19 protein-coding genes and 1 riboswitch are annotated in these 18,066 nt (G+C 66.2%); of the genes, 4 read left to right on the top strand and 15 right to left on the bottom strand.

What is annotated here, in order from left to right:
• Positions 1 to 91: 91 nt before the first annotated feature.
• Positions 92 to 331: riboswitch (cobalamin riboswitch) on the bottom strand.
• A 30-nt stretch (positions 332 to 361) separates the two neighbouring features.
• From AC0KVN_RS18430 to phhA, 7 genes are read right to left on the bottom strand one after another with little or no spacing between them, the layout of a single operon-like run.
• Positions 362 to 739: a Rieske (2Fe-2S) protein gene (locus AC0KVN_RS18430; RefSeq protein WP_435567606.1), complete on the bottom strand. Its 378-nt coding sequence runs from the start codon at positions 737 to 739 to the stop codon at positions 362 to 364.
• Positions 736 to 1,380, bottom strand: coding sequence for a maleylacetoacetate isomerase (gene maiA, locus AC0KVN_RS18425; RefSeq protein WP_435567607.1), 645 nt, complete (start codon positions 1,378 to 1,380; stop codon positions 736 to 738). Before maiA ends, AC0KVN_RS18430 begins: the two co-directional genes overlap by 4 nt.
• On the bottom strand, positions 1,377 to 2,669 hold the full coding sequence (fahA, locus tag AC0KVN_RS18420; protein WP_483656254.1) for a fumarylacetoacetase: 1,293 nt from the start codon (positions 2,667 to 2,669) through the stop codon (positions 1,377 to 1,379). Before fahA ends, maiA begins: the two co-directional genes overlap by 4 nt.
• The gene (gene hmgA / locus AC0KVN_RS18415; protein WP_313393893.1) at positions 2,666 to 3,982 is read right to left on the bottom strand and encodes a homogentisate 1,2-dioxygenase; all 1,317 of its coding nucleotides are present in this window, start codon (positions 3,980 to 3,982) and stop codon (positions 2,666 to 2,668) included. The genes fahA and hmgA overlap by 4 nt, the downstream gene beginning before the upstream one ends.
• Positions 3,975 to 5,015 (bottom strand): 4-hydroxyphenylpyruvate dioxygenase, encoded by a 1,041-nt coding sequence (hppD, locus tag AC0KVN_RS18410; protein ID WP_037519495.1) that lies wholly within the window; start codon positions 5,013 to 5,015, stop codon positions 3,975 to 3,977. The genes hmgA and hppD overlap by 8 nt, the downstream gene beginning before the upstream one ends.
• Positions 5,016 to 5,025: 10 nt before the next feature.
• Positions 5,026 to 6,237, bottom strand: coding sequence for an amino acid aminotransferase (locus tag AC0KVN_RS18405; protein ID WP_279727360.1), 1,212 nt, complete (start codon positions 6,235 to 6,237; stop codon positions 5,026 to 5,028).
• A complete protein-coding gene (gene phhA / locus AC0KVN_RS18400; RefSeq protein WP_435568588.1) occupies positions 6,234 to 7,100 on the bottom strand; it encodes a phenylalanine 4-monooxygenase in 867 nt (288 codons plus the stop codon). Before phhA ends, AC0KVN_RS18405 begins: the two co-directional genes overlap by 4 nt.
• Before the next feature lie 94 nt (positions 7,101 to 7,194).
• On the opposite strand from phhA, the gene AC0KVN_RS18395 reads away from it, so the two are divergent.
• Positions 7,195 to 7,680, top strand: coding sequence for an Lrp/AsnC family transcriptional regulator (locus AC0KVN_RS18395; RefSeq protein ID WP_188084040.1), 486 nt, complete (start codon positions 7,195 to 7,197; stop codon positions 7,678 to 7,680).
• 42 nt (positions 7,681 to 7,722) lie between these two features.
• Here the strand turns inward: AC0KVN_RS18395 and AC0KVN_RS18390 are convergent, their stop codons facing one another.
• Entirely contained in the window at positions 7,723 to 8,709 is a 987-nt protein-coding gene (locus AC0KVN_RS18390; protein WP_435568589.1) for an alpha-ketoacid dehydrogenase subunit beta, read from the bottom strand.
• Positions 8,706 to 9,701, bottom strand: coding sequence for a thiamine pyrophosphate-dependent dehydrogenase E1 component subunit alpha (locus AC0KVN_RS18385; protein WP_010335430.1), 996 nt, complete (start codon positions 9,699 to 9,701; stop codon positions 8,706 to 8,708). Before AC0KVN_RS18385 ends, AC0KVN_RS18390 begins: the two co-directional genes overlap by 4 nt.
• Before the next feature lie 204 nt (positions 9,702 to 9,905).
• Between AC0KVN_RS18385 and AC0KVN_RS18380 the strand changes: the two genes are divergently transcribed.
• Positions 9,906 to 10,913 (top strand): zinc-dependent alcohol dehydrogenase family protein, encoded by a 1,008-nt coding sequence (locus AC0KVN_RS18380; protein WP_435568590.1) that lies wholly within the window; start codon positions 9,906 to 9,908, stop codon positions 10,911 to 10,913.
• Positions 10,914 to 10,929: 16 nt separating this feature from the next.
• Positions 10,930 to 11,229 carry a hypothetical protein gene (locus tag AC0KVN_RS18375; RefSeq protein ID WP_435568591.1) on the top strand — a complete coding sequence of 100 codons (300 nt, stop codon included), beginning with the start codon at positions 10,930 to 10,932 and terminating at the stop codon, positions 11,227 to 11,229.
• A 129-nt stretch (positions 11,230 to 11,358) separates the two neighbouring features.
• Here the strand turns inward: AC0KVN_RS18375 and AC0KVN_RS18370 are convergent, their stop codons facing one another.
• Entirely contained in the window at positions 11,359 to 13,047 is a 1,689-nt protein-coding gene (locus AC0KVN_RS18370) for an FAD-dependent oxidoreductase (protein WP_483656253.1), read from the bottom strand.
• 134 nt (positions 13,048 to 13,181) lie between these two features.
• Here AC0KVN_RS18370 and AC0KVN_RS18365 point away from each other — a divergent pair, with 134 nt between their 5' ends.
• Entirely contained in the window at positions 13,182 to 13,982 is an 801-nt protein-coding gene (locus tag AC0KVN_RS18365; RefSeq protein WP_435568593.1) for an enoyl-CoA hydratase/isomerase family protein, read from the top strand.
• Between the two features lie 142 nt (positions 13,983 to 14,124).
• Here the strand turns inward: AC0KVN_RS18365 and AC0KVN_RS18360 are convergent, their stop codons facing one another.
• The 5 genes from AC0KVN_RS18360 to AC0KVN_RS18340 form a co-directional block, all read right to left on the bottom strand.
• The gene (locus AC0KVN_RS18360) at positions 14,125 to 15,228 is read right to left on the bottom strand and encodes a Gfo/Idh/MocA family protein (RefSeq protein ID WP_435568594.1); all 1,104 of its coding nucleotides are present in this window, start codon (positions 15,226 to 15,228) and stop codon (positions 14,125 to 14,127) included.
• A 1-nt stretch (position 15,229) separates the two neighbouring features.
• Complete coding sequence (locus AC0KVN_RS18355) at positions 15,230 to 15,460, bottom strand: biotin/lipoyl-containing protein (protein WP_435568595.1); 231 nt, start codon at positions 15,458 to 15,460, stop codon at positions 15,230 to 15,232.
• A 118-nt stretch (positions 15,461 to 15,578) separates the two neighbouring features.
• A complete protein-coding gene (locus AC0KVN_RS18350) occupies positions 15,579 to 16,232 on the bottom strand; it encodes a carboxymuconolactone decarboxylase family protein (RefSeq protein WP_435568596.1) in 654 nt (217 codons plus the stop codon).
• A 22-nt stretch (positions 16,233 to 16,254) separates the two neighbouring features.
• Positions 16,255 to 16,557, bottom strand: a complete 303-nt coding sequence (locus AC0KVN_RS18345) for a DUF1330 domain-containing protein (RefSeq protein WP_125998014.1) — start codon at positions 16,555 to 16,557, stop codon at positions 16,255 to 16,257.
• A 17-nt stretch (positions 16,558 to 16,574) separates the two neighbouring features.
• Complete coding sequence (locus AC0KVN_RS18340; protein ID WP_435568597.1) at positions 16,575 to 17,924, bottom strand: MFS transporter; 1,350 nt, start codon at positions 17,922 to 17,924, stop codon at positions 16,575 to 16,577.
• Between the last annotated feature and the right edge of the window lie 142 nt (positions 17,925 to 18,066).

The following is an 18,066-nucleotide window of genomic DNA, read 5'->3' as shown; positions in this document are numbered from 1 at the left end:
TTCGCCCGCAGATGCGTGACCGCGCGGCTCCAGCCGCCAACCTGTCGCTCAGACGGAACACCGTGCCCCGGCCATCCCCTGGACCAAAGCAAGAGCGACCTAAACGCCGGCAGGTCTCCTGGCTTGCGGGTCATAGCGGGAGGAACGGCCTTCCCAGGCCTCGCAGGATTTAGCGTCCGGCCCAGTGGCTGCCCTCCCGGCTGGGGAGGGCGCTGTTCATCACGCTCGCCGCTCACAGTTGCAGGGACAGCTGCGGACTTGGATGCCATGGCATCCGCACCGCCTTCCCATTTTAAGCCCCCGTGGGGGCACCGGCGCGATCATGTCGGGACGATGCGAAGCGCCGTCCCTGGGCCGGTTCCTAGTCGCTTTGGGCAGCGGTGACAATCCAGCCATCGGCGATGCTGAGCGGCCAGGGTGCGATGCGCTGGCCGACGCATGGCCCACCGACGCAGACGCCATCGTCGCGGCGAAACAGGGCCCCGTGCCAGCTGCATCTTATATGGCTGCCATCCGGGGTCAGATAATCGTCCAGTTGCTGCGCCAGCGGCAGGCCGGCATGGGGGCATTGATCGACAAAGCCGCTGACCTGGTCACCATCCCGCACGGCAAAGCCATGGAAGCGGCCGGCGCGCATCTGCAGCACGAAATTGCGTGCCTTGCCGTCGGCGATTTGCTCGATCGGGCAGAGGCGCACGCCCGCCGGCGTCGCGAACAGGCGCGTGTCAGTGTCGCTCATGCGTCCGCGTCGGGCTGGCGATCGGGGTGCGCGGCGGCAAAGGCGGGGAGCGCGCATGCCGCCGCGTCCACGGCGCACAGCCGCGGAAAGGGCGTCAGGTCGACGCCGAAGCGCCGGGCATTGTAGAGTTGGGGCACGATATGGCAGTCGGCGAAGCTGGGCGCGTCGCCGAAGGCATGGGTGCCACCATGGCGCGCGACCAATGTTTCGAGCGCGGCCAGCCCCTCGCCGGTCCAGCGGGCGATCCAGGCGCGGACCTGATCCTCATCGGCGCCGAAATCCTGCCGCAGCGCCTGCAACACGCGCAGATTGCCGAGCGGATGGATATCGCAGGCGATGATGCCGGCCATGGCACGGACGATCGCGGCATCGCCGGGGTCAGCGGGCAGCAAGGCCGGCTGCGCCCAGCGTGCCTCGATCCATTCAAGGATCGCGCCGCTCTGCGTCAGCACGCTGTCGCCATCGACCAGTGCGGGCACCAGCCCCTGCGGCGCCAGCGCCCGATAGTCGGGCGCCCGCTGCGCGCCACTGCGCAGGTCATGGGTGACCTGTGCATAGTCGACGCCCTTCAGGGCCAGCGCGATCCGCACGCGATAGCTCGCGCTCGACCGCCAATAACCATGAAGGGTGAGATCGCTCATCGCGCCGGCACGATCATAGCGCGGCATTCGCCAAAGCCGATCGACACATGGCCGGGGGCCGACGCGGTCGCGCGCAATGTCACTTCGTCGCCATCCTCCAGGAAGCTGCGCGTCTCGCCCGATGGCAGGCTGATCGGCTCGCGGCCGCCACTGCTGATTTCCATCAGGCTACCATAGCCGTCGCGCGTCGGGGCGGAGATGGTGCCGCTGCCCAGCAGATCGCCGGGCATCAGATTGCAGCCATTGGACGCATGATGGGTGACGATCTGGCTGACGGTCCAGTACATGTTGCTCGCCGGCCCCTGGCTCAGCCGCATCGGCGGCTGGCCTGCGTCGCGCATCGCCTGGGTGGAGAGATACACTTCCAACGTCAGCGCCAGCGCGCCATGAGCCTGATCATCGGCATCGCTAAGGTAAGGCAACGGCGCCGGGTCGCCTTCGGGCCGGGGCGGCTGGGCGATGCGGAACGGCGCCAGCGCCTCGGGCGTCACCACCCAGGGCGAAATGGTCGAATGGAAATTCTTGGCCAGGAAGGGCCCGAGCGGCTGATATTCCCACGCCTGGAAATCGCGCGCCGACCAGTCGTTGAGCAGGCAGAAGCCGGCGACATGATCGGCCGCCTCGCTGATGGGGATCGGGCTACCCAGATCATTGCCGGCGCCGATCCACACACCCAGTTCCAGCTCATAGTCGAGCCGGGCAGTCGGGCCGACCACCGGCACATCGGCTTCGGGCGGCTTGCGCTGGCCGCGCGGGCGGACCAGCGGATCGCCCGACGGGCGGATAGAGGACGCCCGGCCATGATAGCCGATCGGCACATATTTATAATTGGGCAGCAGCGGATTGTCGGGCCGGAACTGGCGGCCGATATTGTTGGCGTGATGGATGCCGACATAGAAGTCGCTGTAATCGCCGATCCGCGCCGGAAGGTGCAGCATGCAGTCCGCCGCCCGATGCAGCAGCGGCTCGACCGCCGGGCGATGGGCCGGGTCCGACAGCAGCGCGCTGATCCGGCGACGCAGGGCCACCCGCTCTGCCACCGGCAGCGCCATCAGCGCATTGAGCTGCCCTTCCAGCAGCGGCGCGCAATCGATCAGCCCGGCGCCGACACAGGCGGCCAGGTCCAATATGGCGTCGCCGATCGCGACACCGGCGCGCGGCGAAGCGCCTGCGGGCGAAAACAGGCCATAGGGCAGATTCTGGATCGGAAAGTCGCCATGATCCTGCGCGCTGTCGACCCAGCTCGTGCGGGCCGAATCATGGGTTTCGTCTATGTGCCAATAGCTCATGGGGTCTCGTTCATCGGGGGAAGCTGGGCCTTGCGGAAGCCGGACCAGCATTCATCATAATCGGGTTGCAGCAGCGGGCTTTCCATCGCCCAGCGCGTCGGGCGCAGCACCATGCGGCTTTCGAACATGAAGGCCATGGTGTCGGCGATGCGCTGGGGCGCCAGGTCGGCGGCGATCGCCTTGTCATAGCTCGCACGGTCGGGGCCATGGCCAGCCATGCCATTGTGCAGCGACGCGCCGCCGGGCGCGAAACCGCCCGCCTTGGCATCATATTCACCCTGGATCAGGCCCATCAGCTCGCTCATCACATTGCGATGGAACCAGGGCGGCCGGAACGTGTCCTCCGCCACCATCCAGCGCGGCGGGAAGATGACGAAATCGATATTGGCGGTGCCCGGCGTCTCGCTGGGCGAGGTCAGCACCGTAAAGATCGACGGGTCGGGATGGTCGAAACTGACCGTGTTGATCGTGTTGAACCGGGTGAGGTCATAGCGCAGCGGCGTCAAATTGCCGTGCCAGGCGACGACATCGAACGGGCTATGGTCCAGCATAGTTATCCACAGGCGGCCCATGAACTTTTGTATCAGGGCGAATGGCCGCTCGACATCCTCATAGGCGGCAACCGGCGCCTCGAAATCGCGGGGATTGGCCAGGCCGTTGGCGCCGATCGGTCCCAGATCGGGCAGGCGGAATGGCGCGCCATAATTTTCGCAGACATAGCCGCGCGCCGCGCCCTCGATCAGTTCGACCCGGAAGCGGACGCCGCGCGGGATCAGCGCGACCTGCAACGGCGCGACATCGATCACGCCCAGTTCGGTGACGATACGCAGCGCCCCCTGCTGCGGCACGATCAGCATCTCGCCATCGGCGCAGACGAAGGCGCGGTCGATCATAGAGGCGGTCGCGGCATAGAGATGCACGGCGCAGCCCTGGCCCGCCGCGACATCCCCATTGCCGGCATAGCTGGTGAGGCCGTCGATGAAATCAACGTCACCCTCCGGCAGCGGCAGCGGGTTCCAGCGCAGCCGGTTGGGCGATGGCGGCACTTCGTCAAATGGCGCGCTGCGCAGCAAGGCTGCAGCATCATAGGGAGCGAAGGGCGGATGCGATGCCGCCGGCCGCATGCGATAGAGCCAGCTGCGCCTGTTCTCCGCCCGTGGCGCCGTGAAAGCGGTGCCCGACAATTGCTCGGCATAGAGGCCATAGGGCAGGCGCTGGGGCGAATTGCGCCCCACCGGCAGCGCGCCGGCCACCGCCTCGGTCGAGAAATGATTGCCGAAGCCGCTCATCATCCGGGGCGGCGCGTCACTCATCGACGGTGATCACGCCGCGACGGATCTGGTCCAGTTCGATCGATTCATAGAGCGCCTGGAAATTCCCATTGCCAAAGCCTTCATTGCCCTTGCGCTGGATGATCTCGAAGAAGATCGGGCCGAACATCGTCTCGGTAAAGATCTGCAGCAAGATGCCCTCCTCACCGACATTGCCGTCGATCAGAATGCGGTTGCGCTTCAACCGTTCCAGATCCTCGCCATGGCCCGGCACGCGCTGGTCGACCAGCTCATAATAGGTCTCGATCGTGTCCTGCAGCCGCACCCCGCGCGCCCGCAGCCGCTCGACCGTGTCATAGATATTGGCGGTGGTAAGCGCGATATGCTGGATGCCCTCGCCATTATAGTCGCGGATGAACTCCTCGATCTGACTCTTGTCGTCCTGGCTCTCGTTCAGGGGAATGCGGATCGCCTTGTCCGGCGCAATCATCGCCTGGCTGAACAGGCCGGTCGCCTTGCCCTTGATATCGAAATATTTCTGTTCCTCGAAGCCGAAGAGGGTGCGGTAAAATTCGCTCCACACCCGCATCTGGCCACGCTTCACATTGTGGGTCAGATGGTCGAGCAGGTCGAGGCCGACATTGTTGCGCGCTTCGGCTTCCCGCCAGCCGGGAAACTCGGCCCAGTCGGCATAGGGATCGCCGCCATCGGGCATGAAATAGAGGTAGGAGCCGCCAATCCCCTGGATCACCGTGTCATTCTCGTCCGTCGGCTTGCCGCCATGGTCGAGCGCCCAGCGCAGCGCCGCATCGGGATCGGCAACGCGAAAGGCCATGGCGCTGGCCGAGGGGCCATGTTCGCCACGAAAGGCAGCGACGCGTCCGGCATCGTCGCGATTGAGCATCAGGTTGATCCGCCCCTGCTTGTAGCGGGTGATATTCTTGGTCGGGTGTCGGTGGGTCGCGGTGAAGCCCAGCTGCTCGAACTGGGCGGCCATCTTCTCGGGCTCGGGCGAGGTGAATTCAACGAACTCGAAGCCGTTGAGGCCCAGCGGGTTGGCGGGATCGATGGTCATAACGGGTTCCTCAGGCAGAAGGCAGATGCGGCGAAAGGCCGGCGACAAAGGCGGGGATGGTGTCGAGCCGCAGCCCGGCGATGTTGATGCGGCCATTGCCGGCCATGTAGATGCCATGGTCGGCGCGCATCGCGGCGACGGCGGCAGGGGTTACCGGCAGCATCGCGAACATGCCGCGCTGGCCGGCAATGGCGGCAAGCTGCGGATGGGCCGCCGCCAGCGCGGCGCGCAGCGCATTGATGCGGGTGCGCATCTGGTCCAGCTCGTCCGTCCATTGCGCGCGCATCGCCGGCCGTTCCAGGATGGTGCGCACGATCGCCGCGCCATGATCGGGCGGCATCGACCAGATGCCGCGCGCCAGCGCGACGATGTTGGAAAAGGCGAGCGCGGTCAGCGCGGCATTCGCCCCCTGCACCCACAGCGCGCCCACCCGCTCGCGATAGAGGCCGAAATTCTTGTCGCAGCTATAGGCGACCAGCGCATCGGGCACGGCGGCCAACATCTGCCGCGTGGCGGCGGCGTCCGCTTCCAGCCCGTCGCCCAGACCCTGATAGGCGAGGTCGATGAAGGGGATCAGGCCGCGCGCCGCGCACAGATCGGTGATCGCCGCCCATTGATCGGCGCTGAAATCGACGCCGGTCGGATTATGGCAGCAGCCATGGAGCAGCAGCACGTCACCGGCCTGGGCCGCGGCCAGATCGGCCAGCATCGCGTCGAAATCGACCGCGCCGGCACCATCCAGGAAACGGTGCGACGCCAGCGCCAGCCCGGCCTCGCGGAAGATCGGCGCATGATTGGGCCAGGTCGGATCACCGATCCACACGGTGGCACCGGGCCGCGCACGGGCGATGAGGTCGGCGCCCAGCCGCAGTGCGCCGGTGCCGCCCGGCGTCTGCACACCGGCGATCCGGTCGGCCCCTGCCAGCGGACCAAAGATGATGGCGGCGAGCAGGTCGACAAAGCCCGTGTCGCCCTCCGGCCCGAGATAGGATTTGCTCCCCTGCTCGGCCAGCAGCAGCGCTTCTGCCGCCTTCACCGCGCGCATTACCGGGGTCGCGCCCGCCTCGTCGCGATAAACGCCGACGCCCAGGTCAATCTTGTCGGCGCGCGGATCGGCGCGATACTGCGCGATCAGCCCCAGCAGCGCGTCGGGCGCCTGGCGATCGAGCGCACCGAACAGGGACCGGCCGGGCGCCGGGGCAAGAAGGGTCGTGTCTGTCATAGAACCTCAGAAGCGCGGGCACGGGCATAGGCTTGGGTGCCACGGGTGTAGATGATGTCGGTGTCGGTGATCGCGTCGGTCGCGAAATCGGGCTGCCCTGCCAGTTGCGCATAAAGCGGGGCGAAGTCGGTCTCGACCGTCTGGCGCAGCAAATCCTCGAAACTGTCGATGACGAAATAGCTCTGCTGATAATCGTCGATGCGATAGCGGGTGCGCATCAGCCGCCTGAGGTCGAAGCCAAGGCGATGGGGCGAGGGATCGTCGAGCGCGAAGACGGATTCGCCATAGGAGGAGACGATGCCCGCGCCATAGAGGCGCAGCCCCTCGGGCCGGCGAATGAGGCCGAATTCGACCGTGTACCAGTAGAGCCGGGCCAGCCGCTCGATCGCACCCAGATCGGCGGCGCGCAGGCCGCCCTCACCATAGGCCTCCATATAGTCGGCGAAGACCGGATTCGCGAGCAGCGGCACATGGCCGAAGACATCGTGGAAAATGTCCGGCTCCTGCAGATAGTCGATCTGGTCGGGGGTGCGGATGAAGCGGCCGGCGACAAAGCGGCGATTGGCCAGATGCTCGAAGAAGACCCGATCCGGCACCAGCCCCGGCACGGCCACCACCTGCCAGCCGGTCGCGCGCATCAGCCGATCGGACAGTTCCTCGAAATTGGGGATGCCGGGGCGGTTGATGCGCAGGATATCAAGCCCGGTCATGAACTCGGGCACCACCCGGTCGGGCAGCATGGCGGACTGGCGCGCGAACAGCGTATCCCACATCGCATGCTCGGCCGCGCTGTAGCGGTCCCACGCCTGCGGGATCGTCCAGTCGGTCGCAGCGCCTGCGGGTGGTTCAAGCTCCTCTACCATCACGCCAATCTCTCACAGAGTGGACGTAATTGCCTTTCAATCGGGGAGAATTTACAAGGGATTTTGGGAAATCAATTCACCGATCGGCGATATCATGAACAAATCCGTCAATCTCGATGCGCTCGACCGCCGCATCGTCGCAGAGCTTCAGCGCGACGCTTCGCTCAGCAATGCGGACCTGGCCGAACGGGTCGGCAGCACCGCCCCTTCCTGCTGGCGGCGGATCCGGGCGCTGGAGGAGATGGGCGTGCTCAAGGGCGCGGTGCGCCTCGCCGATGCGGAGAAGCTGGGCCATGCCGTCAACATCTTGTGCAGCGTGCGGATGAAGAGCCACACCAGCGAAAGCGTCGACGCCTTCCACGCCTTTGTCGAGGCGCATCCGCAGATCATGGAATGCTACCTCATGTCGGGCGAATGGGACTATCTGATGCGGGTCGTGGCCTCCGACGTCGCCGATTATGAGCATTTCCTGATGCGCAACCTGCTCAAACACCCCTCGGTCGGCGGCGCCTCCTCCCACTTCGCCCTGTCGGTGACGAAATTCACCACCGTGCTGCCGGTGGGGGAGGTGGGGCGGTAAGAAGAAAGCGGCCGGATTACTGCCCCGGCCGCCTTCCGATCTTCAGGCCATCAGCGCCTTGACCGTGTCGGCCACGCGCTCGGGCGAGACGATATAGGCGTCCTCCAGCACCTTGGCGAAGGGCACCGGCGACTTGGGCGCGCCCAGGCGTCGGACCGGGGCCTTGAGCTGACCGAACAGTTCCTCCGCAATGGTCGAGGCGATTTCGCCGCCCGGACCGAAATCGCGCACAGCCTCATGCACCACCAGCGCGCGGCCGGTCTTGGCGACCGAAGCCAGCACCGCTTCCCGGTCCCAGGGCGATACGGTGCGCAGGTCGACCAGTTCGGCCGAAATGCCTGCCTCCGCCAATGCCGGCAGCGCGGCCTGGCAGCGCAGCAGCTGCGACGACCAGGAGATGATGGTGATGTCGGTGCCTTCCTGCACGATCCGCGCCTTGCCGAGCGGAATCGGCGTCGCAACCTCATCCACCTCGCCCGGAATGAACAGGCTGCCGGCGGATTCGATGAAGATGCAGGGATCGGGGTCCTGGATGCAGGACAAGAGCAGCCCCTTGTAATCGGCCGGGGTCGAGGGCGCGACCACCTTGATGCCGGCGGTGTGGGCGAACCAGCCTTCCAGATGGTCGGCATGCTGGCCGGCGGTCTGCCAGCCCGCGCCGGTCAGGGTGCGGATGGTGATCGGCACCGTGCTCTGCCCGCCCGACATGAAGCGCAGCTTGGCCGCATGGTTAAAGATCATGTCCATGGCGACAGTGGTGAAGTTCATCAGCATGATCTCCGCCACCGGCTTGTAGCCGGCCAGTGCCGCGCCGATCGCCGCGCCGATGATCGCCTGTTCGGAAATCGGCGTCGACTTGACGCGATCGTCGCCGAAGCGGGTCGACAGGCCGGCGGTCGCGCCGGTGACGCCGCCGCCCTCGCGGTCGGCGACATCCTCGCCCAGCACCAGCACCTTGTCATCCTCCGCCATCGCCTGGGCGAGCGCCGAATTGACGGCCTGGAGCGAGTTCATCTTCTTGGCCGTCATGCGGGCATCTCCTGGGCAAACACATCGCGGCGCAGTTCGTCGACCGACGGCAGCGGGCTGGCCAGCCCGAATTCCTGGGCATCCTCGACCTCGGCCTCGATCTTCGCCTGCATGTCGGCCAGCTGATCCTCGGTCGCGTGGCCCTGTGCCACCAGCCATGCCTTGAAGGCGGGCAGCGGATCCTTGGCGATCGCCGCGGCCTTTTCTTCCTTGGTCATGTACTTGTCGTCGTCGCCCAGGACATGGCCCAGGAAACGGAAGGTCTTGCACTCCAGCAGGGTCGGCCCCTCGCCCTCGCGGGCGCGGGTAATCGCTTCATGCGCGGCGGCATACATGGCGAGCGGATCATTGCCGTCGACCGTATGGCCGGGCATGCCGTAGCCGATCGCGCGCTTGGCGATGAAGTCGACCGAGGTGCCATTTTCGTAGCGCGTATGTTCGGCAAAGCCGTTATTCTGGCACACGAAGATCACCGGAAGCTTCCACACCGACGCGAGGTTCAGTGCCTCGTGGAAGGCGCCGATGTTCGATGCGCCATCGCCGAAATAGGCAATCGTCACCCGCTTCGATCCATCCAGCTTCGCCGCCCAGGCAAGGCCATTGGCGATCGGCATGGAGGAGCCGACGATGCCGGTCGTCACCATCACCCCGGTTTCGGGATGGGTGAGGTGCATCGGCCCGCCCTTGCCCTTGCAGGTGCCATCGACGCGCCCGGCAATCTCCGCCCAGAGCGGGCGCAGCGGCATATCCTTGGCCACCATGTCGTGGATGCCGCGATAAATGGTGCAGATCTTGTCATCATCGGTCAGCAGCGACGAGATGGTCGCGGGGATCACTTCCTGCCCGCGCGCCGAATAATAGGGCATCACCAGCCGCCCCAGGCGGATGGTCTTGCGGATCGCGTCGTCGTTGCGCTCGATCCGGATCATGCGGCGGTAGATGTCCACCAGCGCTTCCTGGCTCGGCGCCGGGGCGTTGCTCAACTCTGCCATGGGTTCCTCGATGGCTATGGAATGTGCCCCCTGCATTGGCCGTCGGGCATCGGGGGTCAACTCGCCCCGGCGATATGTGGTGCCGCGCCCCAAAAGGCGCGAAAATGCGTCGCTTTTCCGCGCGATTTCGCTCCACCGATATGCGGCCGGCGATGCTTGCAATGCGGTCCGATCGGCCCAAGCTGGCAGCAGGGAGAGCGCGCGATGACGAACATGCTGACCGCCGTCGCCAGGGGCGGCGAAGGGATTGAGGGGATCGCGATCCACAGCGTGCCGATCCCGGTTGCGGGGCCGGGCGAGGCGCTGGTGCGGCTCAAGGCGGCGACGCTCAATTTCCGCGACCTGATCATCGCCCGCGGCATGATGGCGGCGCTCGCCAAGGAACCCGATTATGTCCCCCTGTCCTGCGCCACCGGCGAGGTGGTCGCGGTCGGCGAGGGCGTATCGCATGTGAAGCCGGGCGACCGGGTCAATCCGATCTTCGCGCTGGGCTGGCTGGAGGGACGACAGCCGAGCATGGCGATGCTGGGCGGCAGCGCCGACGGCGTCGCCCGCCAATATGCGGTCTTTCCGGCGGAAAGCCTGTGCATCGTGCCGGACGCGCTCGGCGATCTGGAGGCGGCGACTTTGACCTGCGCTGGCCTCACCGCCTGGAACGCGCTGTTCCTGCCCCGCCCGATCCAGCGGGGCGAATGGATATTATGCCAGGGCACCGGCGGCGTCTCGATCGCGGCATTGCAATTTGCCAAGGCGGCCGGCGCCCATGTCGCCATCACCTCCTCCTCCGACGCGAAGCTGGCGCGTGCCCGTGCGCTGGGCGCCGACATCAGCGTCAATTATCGGACCGATCCCGACTGGCCGGCGGCGATCCGCCAGGCGCTGGGCGGGCGCGGTGTCGACATCGTCGTCGATGTGGTCGGTGCCAGCCAGGTGGAAACCGCCGCATCGCTGCTCAATCCCGGCGGGGTGATCGCCGCGATCGGCATGCTGGGGTCCGAGTTCAGCTGGCACCTTGCCGATGTCGGCGGCCATCCGGTCGCCCGCATCTCGGTCGGCAACCGCGCCGAGCATGAGGCCATGCTGGCCTTTTGCGCGCAGCATCGCATCCGGCCGGTGGTCGATGCGGTCCATGATCTCACCCGTCTGGCCGATGCCTGCCGCCATCTGGAAAGCGGCCAATTCTTCGGCAAGATCGGGATAAACCTACTCTAAATTCTGGAACGGACGCATGGACAAGAATGAAGAGGCGCGCGAGGCGGCCAAGCGCGTGCTGCAACTGGAGGCCGAACTGGAGGCGGAAGGCGATGCCCGGACCGGCGGCGACGAACTCGCCCATTCGCGCGCGGTGCTGCACCAATGGGTCGATACGGTGGTCGCGGTCGTGGCCTCGCCGGGGGTCGGCCGCGTGACCCTGATCCACGCCGATGGCGGCCAGACCAAGATCGCCTCGCCCAGCCTGCCCTTCCTGCTCTCGCGTCCGGCCCGGTTCGATGCGCAGGATGAAAATTCTCCGTCCGACGCGGGTTGAAAGCGGCGGGCGGCTTCCTATCTCTGAATAGTCCCGGCCAGCCCCCTCAGGCCGAGACATCTTACCAGGCCCCCGGCGCACTCCCCCCGCGTCGGGGGCAATGGTTTTCCGGGCTATTCCCTTCCTTCGTTACTGATTTTCCAGCCCCGCCGCATGGCGCGCGGCGATGTAGCCGAACACCATCGACGGCCCGATGCTGGCGCCCGCCGCGACATAGACATTGCCCATCACCGATGCGGTGGTGACGCCGGTGGCATAGAGGCCGGGGATCGGCGCGCCTGCACCATCGACCACCCGCCCGCGTTCGTCGGTGACGACGCCGCCATAGGTGCTGACATCGCCCGGCACGACCGGCACGGCGTAGAAAGGCCCCTTCTCGATCGATCCCATGGAGCGTTCCGCGGAAAAGGGATCGCCGACGAAGCCGCAATTGTCATAGGCGCGCGCGCCGCGATCAAAGTCCCCATCCTTGCCGACGGCAACGAAGCCGTTCCAGCGCGCCACCGTCGCGGCCAGGGTGGCGGGATCGGCGCCGATGCTGGCCGCCAGCCCCTCGATCGTGTCGGCGCTGTGCAGATAGCCGCTTTCCACCCAGCCTTCGGGAATCGCCTTGTCGATGAAGCGGCCGGCGACGGCATAAAGTTCGACATATTGACGGTCCAGGATCGCCCAGCTCGGCACCGCCGGCACCACCGCGTTCCGCCGGACCATCGTTTCACAATAAAGCTCGTAACTGCCCCCTTCATTCATGAAGCGAGTGCCGCCCTGATCGACCAATATGGCGTGCGGCTTGCCGGTCATCGACTGGGCGCCGGGCGCGACATAGCCCTTGTCCCAGCCGGGCGCGGGGGTGAGCTGATAGCCGACCATCTGGTCCATCTGTGCCAGCCGGCCGCCGATCCGCTCCAGTTCCTGCTGCATCTCGCCGGTGTCGCCCTCGGGCGTCTGCGACCATTCGGCGCGGGTGCCCGGCATGTAGCGGTCGCGCATCGCCTGGTTGCGGGCAAAGCCGCCGGCATTGACCAGCACGCCCAGCCGCGCGCCGATCCGCCAGGGCTTGCCGTCCTTCACCGTGACGACGCCGGTCGCGATCCCCTCCTGCACGACGACCTCCCTTACCGGCGTATCGGTGCGGACATCTGCACCGGCGGCCAGCACGGCTTTCAGCATCCGCCCCTGCAGCGCGGCCCCGGCCGTCGTATATTTGCGGCCCAGCAGCTTGTCGCGAATGGTGCGCAGCGCGATCTTGGCCATCATCTTGCCCGACGCCTTGTTGGTGCGGCGATGGCCCTGCGCCTCCATCCCCTCGACCAGCGTGACGTTGAACTCCGCAAAACCCTGACGCAGCCGGTCGGCCCAGTCGCCCAGTTCCTTGCGGTTGAAGGGCCTGGCCACCACGGTGCGCGACGTCTTGCAACCGCCGGGCTGCTCATCGTAATAATCCGGCCAGAAGGTCGAACCGCGTTGCAGCGCCACTCCCTGATCCACCAGGAAATCGACCGCGCGCGGCGCCTGCGTCACATAGGCGAGGCGCTTCTCGCGCGAGGTGCCGGGGGCCGGATGGCCGTCCAGCGCCTGCAGCGCGTCGAGATAGGTCATCGCCGCCTCGGCACTGTCCGCCTCGCCATCGGCCAGCATGAAGCGGTTGGCGGGAATCCACATGACGCCGCCCGACTTGGCGGTGGTGCCGCCGATCTTGTCGGTCTTTTCCAGGATGACGACCGACTTGCCGGCCTGGCGCATGACCAGCGCCGAACTCATCGACCCAGCGCCGCTGCCCACGACCACCCAGTCGAATATCTCGTCGAACCCGTCCATGCGCCGCTCTCCCTTTTCTGTGCGTCCGGGCTATCGTGCCGGGGCGATGATGGGGAGGGCGAAGCCACGCTCATCGCCACGGCGACGTTCGCGCCGCACGGCGCCATGCTAGAGCAGGCCGCAAGGAGAGACGCATGAACCACGACCTGCCCGATTATCGCACCATCCTGCTGGAGCGGCGGGGGCGGCTGTTGGTGATGACGCTCAACCGGCCGGAAGCGCTGAACGCAGTCAATCTCGACCTGCATGACGAATTGCCCGAGGCGCTGGCCTTTGCCGGCCGCGACAATGGGTCGGACGTGGTGCTGCTGACCGGCGCCGGGCGCGCTTTCTCCGCCGGTGGCGACATCGCCCATATGGAGCATAATGCCGCCAATCCGCATCTGTTCGACCATGAGGCGCGGCAGGCCAAGCGGATCGTGTCCGCCCTGCTCGACATCGAAAAGCCGGTGGTGTGCCGGATGAACGGCCATGCGGTCGGGTTGGGCGCGTCGATCGCCTTGCTGTGCGACATCATCTTTGCCGCCGAGGGGGCGAAGATCGGCGACCCGCATGTCGGCATCGGCCTGGTCGCCGGCGATGGCGGCGCGGTCATCTGGGCGCAGCGGATCGGCCTTGCCAAGGCGAAGGAATATCTGCTGACCGGCGAATTGCTGAGTGCGGCCAGGGCGGCGGAGATCGGCCTGATCAACCATTGCCTGCCGGCCGACGAGCTGGACGAGGCGGTCGATGCCTTTTGCGCCAAGCTGCTGGCCGGCGCGCCCAATGCGATCCGCTGGACCAAGATCCTGACCAACATGGAATTGAAGCGGATCGCCGGCGCGGTGATGGAAGCCGGCATCGCCTATGAATCGCTCAGCGTCCGCACCGCCGATCACCGCGAGGGGATCGCCGCGCTCAAGGAGAAGCGGACGCCGAAGTTTACAGGGCGATAGAAGGCCACTGATAGATGCGTAGGCGACAGCCTTCTTCATACCGTCATCCCAGCGAAGGCTGGCATCTCTCTTTTCTTTCAAGCCCATCGCCAAAAGAAGAGAGATGCCAGCCTTCGCTGGCATGACGAACGGTGGTGGCGCGTCAGATAATATCCGCCATGCGCACCCAGCGGCGTTCGGCACTGGAGATGCGGATCGCTTCCTGGATGCGTTCGACCTCCAGCGCGCGGGCGAAGTCCGGGGCGGCCGCGCCGCGACCGTGCATCGCCGCCACCATGGCCTGCATCGACAGCGCCATCGGGTAGCTGGGCTGGGGCTCGCTCTGCCAGTCGAGGGCGATGCCGGGCGTCGTCTTGAACGCATCGGGCAGCGCCACATCCGCCAGCGTGCCGCCCAATTGCCCGGCGCGCAGCGTGCAGTCGCGCGCGGTCGGGAAAGTGGGCGAGGTCGAGACCATCCGCCCCTTGTCGCCGAACAGGTCGAGCAGGAAACCGTCATGCAGCGCCATGCTCCAGCTGATCTGCATCTGCAGCACCAGCCCGCTTTCGAAGCGCAGGATGACATTGGCGAGATCGGTGGTTTCGGGCGTGATGGTGTCGCCGTCGGGAAAGACCCAGCGCTTGAGTATCTGGCTGTCGTCGGCGACCAGTTCGGCGATCGGACCGAGCAGATGGACCAACAGATAGAGCGCATGGCTGCCATTGTTGCGCACCGCCGACACCCCCTGCCCGGCCTGCGCGAACCAGTTATAGGGGAACAGCTTGTTGGGCTGGTTGAACAGCGAAATGTTGAAATGGCAGGTGCCGCCGAGTGGCGCGCCGATATGGCCATCGTCCAGCATCTCCTTCATCTGGCGCAGGGCGGGCAGATATTGCGAGAAGGCGTCGACGACGCCGATGCTGGTGCCGCCTTGCCAGGCCGTGGCGATCGCCTTGGCACCGGCCCAGTCGGGCGCGTGGGGACTGGCATTATAGACATGTTTGCCATGGGCGAGCGCGGTCAGAACCATCGGCAGGCGGACGCTGGGCCGGGTGCCGAGGTCGACAATGTCGATGTCGGGATCCGCGCACATCTCCTGCGCATTCCAGAAGGCGCGCGGCAGGCCGAGCCGCTGCTGCGCGGCGCGGGCCGTCTCCTCGCGCGAGGTGCATATCGCCGTTACCTCGACGCCGGGAATGGCGCGCCAGGCAGGCAGATGCGCGAAGGCGCCCCAGGCGGCGCTGACGATGCCGACGCGCAGCACCATCTTATTCGATCGTGCCCAGAACGGTGCCGACCTCATAGGTTTCGCCCGGCTGGGCGATGATGCGCAGCGTGCCGCTGGCCGGAGCCTCGACCTCGTTCGCCGACTTGTCGGCTTCGAGCAGATAGAGCGGCTGGCCCTCGGTAACGGTCGCGCCGTCTTCGGCCAGCCATTCGGCGATCTGCGCCTCGGTCATGGAAAAGCCGATCTTGGGCAGCAGGATGTTGGTGGCCATGGTGTGTCCCCTTTGAAACAGCGAATATCTGTTCCCCTGCTATCGCGCCTTTGGCGGCGGACAATGCGCAAAAGCGGCACGCCGCCGCCATATCACCGGCGCGATAAGGGAACGACGATCAGTAGCCGCGCGTGTCGGTCCAATTGTCGGTTTCGCCCGGCTTGAAGGTCTTGCCCGGCGTCCTGCCCGATCCGGTCTTGAGGTCGAAGCCGATCGGATCGGCCCCACCCTCGATACCGACGCCGAAGGAGGAGAGCGCCCAGCTGGTCATGACATAATGGCCGATCGAAAAGACCAGATCCATTTTCTGCCGCGTGTCATAATAGGCGCCCAGCCCGTCCCAAGTGGCGTCGCTGATCTTGCCATCCTCGATCAGTTCGTCGACCGAGCGCAGCACCAGCGCATCTTGATCCGTCCAGTCGCCACCTTCGGGGAAATCGCGGATCGCGCCAATCTCCTCCAGGGTGATGCCGGCGTTGAGCGCATAGCCGACATGGTTGTGCCACTCATAGGCCGAGTTCACCCGCCAGGCGACACGCAGGATCAGCAGTTCGAGCGCGCGCGTCGACAGGCTGTTCGCCATCAGCAGATGCTTGCCCCAGATATTATAGACCTTCCCCAGCGGTGGATGGTTGGCCATCACCATCATGACATTGGTCTTGGACCCCTCCTCCCAGGCATTGGGTTCGCCCCAGAAGGCGAAGACCTCGCGCGCGTCGTCGGTCCACTGGTCGCGCGGCAGATGGGAAATACGGGGGGTGATGTCGGTCATGATGCGTCCTTGATGGAGAATCTCAAAGTCCCTCGACCAGCAGCACGCGATAGGGCGCTGCCTTCATCCGATAGGGCAAGGCCGCCTGATATTCAGGGCTGTCATACCAGGCGCGGGCCTTGGCGGCGTCGGGAAATTCCAGGATGATCGCGCCGTCCGCACCCTCGCCTTCCAGCAATTGCTGCGCGCCATAAACGGCGAGCGGACGGATGCCGTAATGGGCGACGAAGGTCGCGGCATTGGCGCGGTTCATCGCGCTATAGGTATCCATCGCTTCCTGATCGGCGATCGGGCCTTCGCGGGTGACGATCATATAAGCGGGCATCGGCAGCGTTCCTCGCGTCAGTGGATGGCGGCGGGCATAACGCTGCGGTCCCAGCCGCCGGCCGCGGCGAAATCCTTGCGGCAGCTGCGGCTGGCGAACCAGGCGAGGATGGTGCTGGGAATGCCGACCAGCAGCGCCCAGCGCATCGCCATGCCCAGCGAATCCTCGCCATAGACCGGGCGCAGCGCATCGCTGAGCGCGCCCACCAGCACCGGTCCGCCGCCCAGACCCACCACCTGGATCGACACCATCAGAACCGCGATCGCAGTGGCGCGCGAGCGCGAGGGCACCAGCCCCGCCACCACCGCCATCAGCGGCGCCGCAGAGAGACCACCCAGCAGCATGTTGAGACCATAGAGCGGGAAGACCCGCTCGCCCGGCCCGGTCAGGATCATCCAGCCGATGGCGGTGGCGCAGGCGCCCGACAGCATCAATATCCAGACATACCAGCGCATGTCGCGGCGGCCGAGAAAGTCGGCCAGCGGTCCGCCCAGCGTATGGCCGATCGCCGAACCGAAGAAGAGCGCGCCGCCCATCTGCAACCCGGCCTGGCTGGCCGGCATGCCATGGGTCCGTTCCATGAAGGCCGGCGCCCAACTGATGAAGCCCATGGTCAGCAGCGCGTTGAGCGATGCGGCGGCGATCAGCGGCGGCAGGGTGCGGATCGCCAGCAATTCGCGCGCAGTCTGGAGGAAGGGCACGGGCCGCGCCTGTTCGGCCGAGGCGCCGTCGGCCAGGCCCGATCGGCTGTCGCGTAGGGTGAACCAGACGATCGGCGCCAGGATGAAGCCGGGGATGGAGGCGAAGATCAGCGTTTCGCGCCAGCCATAGGCCTGCACCGCCCAGCCACCGACGGCAGGACCGAGGAAGGTTCCGAGCGAGGCGCCCAGCAGGAAGATGGACAGCGCGGTCGCGCGCTGGCGGATCGGGAAAAGATCGGCAATCCAGGCCTGGGACGGCGGGGTGAAGCCGCCTTCGCCAAGGCCGATGCCGGCGCGACCGATCAGCAATATCCAGAAGCTCTTCGCCAGACCGCAGACGATGACCGCCGCGCTCCACACGGTGGCGGCGATGGCGACGATCTTGCGCTTCGACCAGCCATCGGCGAGCCGTGCCAGCGGGATGATGGCGAGGATATAGACGATCGCGATGATCATGTCCTTGGCCATGCCGATCGCCGCGTCGGACAGGCCCAGTTCGTGGCGGATCGGCTCGACCATCACCACCATCAGATAGCGTTCGCCCTGGACCGAGGCCGACACCAGCACCATCAGCAGCAGGAAATAGGCGCGATAGGCCATGGAGGGCAGCGCTTCGGGCGGCGTGACGGCGGAAGCCGTGTCGAAATGCGGGTCGCTGTCTGCCATGCGCTTGTCCTCACCTGTTGCGGCGCGGTCGTGGCGCGCGACGATCATGCGGCTGGAGCCGTCTTGTCCGGGCAGGATTTGAAACCGGTTCGACGCGGGAGGCAATGCGGGCGGGAAAGGATCGCTTGCGCGATGGCCCCTC

The organism is Sphingobium sp. SG1, from assembly GCF_057063145.1.
This window is presented reverse-complemented; position numbering and strand designations above follow the sequence as displayed.

What these genes read in the sequence shown, in the direction of transcription:
- AC0KVN_RS18360 (WP_435568594.1), bottom strand. Translation starts at nt 15,228, where the DNA reads ATGGTGCTGCGCGTCGGCATCGTCAGCGCCGCCTGGGGCGCCTTCGCG.
- AC0KVN_RS18385 (WP_010335430.1), bottom strand. Translation starts at nt 9,701, where the DNA reads ATGGCAGAGTTGAGCAACGCCCCGGCGCCGAGCCAGGAAGCGCTGGTG.
- AC0KVN_RS18390 (WP_435568589.1), bottom strand. Translation starts at nt 8,709, where the DNA reads ATGACGGCCAAGAAGATGAACTCGCTCCAGGCCGTCAATTCGGCGCTC.
- AC0KVN_RS18350 (WP_435568596.1), bottom strand. Translation starts at nt 16,232, where the DNA reads ATGACCGACATCACCCCCCGTATTTCCCATCTGCCGCGCGACCAGTGG.
- fahA (WP_483656254.1), bottom strand. Translation starts at nt 2,669, where the DNA reads ATGAGCTATTGGCACATAGACGAAACCCATGATTCGGCCCGCACGAGC.
- AC0KVN_RS18365 (WP_435568593.1), top strand. Translation starts at nt 13,182, where the DNA reads ATGAACCACGACCTGCCCGATTATCGCACCATCCTGCTGGAGCGGCGG.
- AC0KVN_RS18375 (WP_435568591.1), top strand. Translation starts at nt 10,930, where the DNA reads ATGGACAAGAATGAAGAGGCGCGCGAGGCGGCCAAGCGCGTGCTGCAA.
- AC0KVN_RS18345 (WP_125998014.1), bottom strand. Translation starts at nt 16,557, where the DNA reads ATGCCCGCTTATATGATCGTCACCCGCGAAGGCCCGATCGCCGATCAG.
- phhA (WP_435568588.1), bottom strand. Translation starts at nt 7,100, where the DNA reads ATGGTAGAGGAGCTTGAACCACCCGCAGGCGCTGCGACCGACTGGACG.
- maiA (WP_435567607.1), bottom strand. Translation starts at nt 1,380, where the DNA reads ATGAGCGATCTCACCCTTCATGGTTATTGGCGGTCGAGCGCGAGCTAT.
- hppD (WP_037519495.1), bottom strand. Translation starts at nt 5,015, where the DNA reads ATGACCATCGATCCCGCCAACCCGCTGGGCCTCAACGGCTTCGAGTTC.
- AC0KVN_RS18430 (WP_435567606.1), bottom strand. Translation starts at nt 739, where the DNA reads ATGAGCGACACTGACACGCGCCTGTTCGCGACGCCGGCGGGCGTGCGC.
- AC0KVN_RS18395 (WP_188084040.1), top strand. Translation starts at nt 7,195, where the DNA reads ATGAACAAATCCGTCAATCTCGATGCGCTCGACCGCCGCATCGTCGCA.
- hmgA (WP_313393893.1), bottom strand. Translation starts at nt 3,982, where the DNA reads ATGAGTGACGCGCCGCCCCGGATGATGAGCGGCTTCGGCAATCATTTC.
- AC0KVN_RS18340 (WP_435568597.1), bottom strand. Translation starts at nt 17,924, where the DNA reads ATGGCAGACAGCGACCCGCATTTCGACACGGCTTCCGCCGTCACGCCG.
- AC0KVN_RS18370 (WP_483656253.1), bottom strand. Translation starts at nt 13,047, where the DNA reads ATGGACGGGTTCGACGAGATATTCGACTGGGTGGTCGTGGGCAGCGGC.
- AC0KVN_RS18405 (WP_279727360.1), bottom strand. Translation starts at nt 6,237, where the DNA reads ATGACAGACACGACCCTTCTTGCCCCGGCGCCCGGCCGGTCCCTGTTC.
- AC0KVN_RS18380 (WP_435568590.1), top strand. Translation starts at nt 9,906, where the DNA reads ATGACGAACATGCTGACCGCCGTCGCCAGGGGCGGCGAAGGGATTGAG.
- AC0KVN_RS18355 (WP_435568595.1), bottom strand. Translation starts at nt 15,460, where the DNA reads ATGGCCACCAACATCCTGCTGCCCAAGATCGGCTTTTCCATGACCGAG.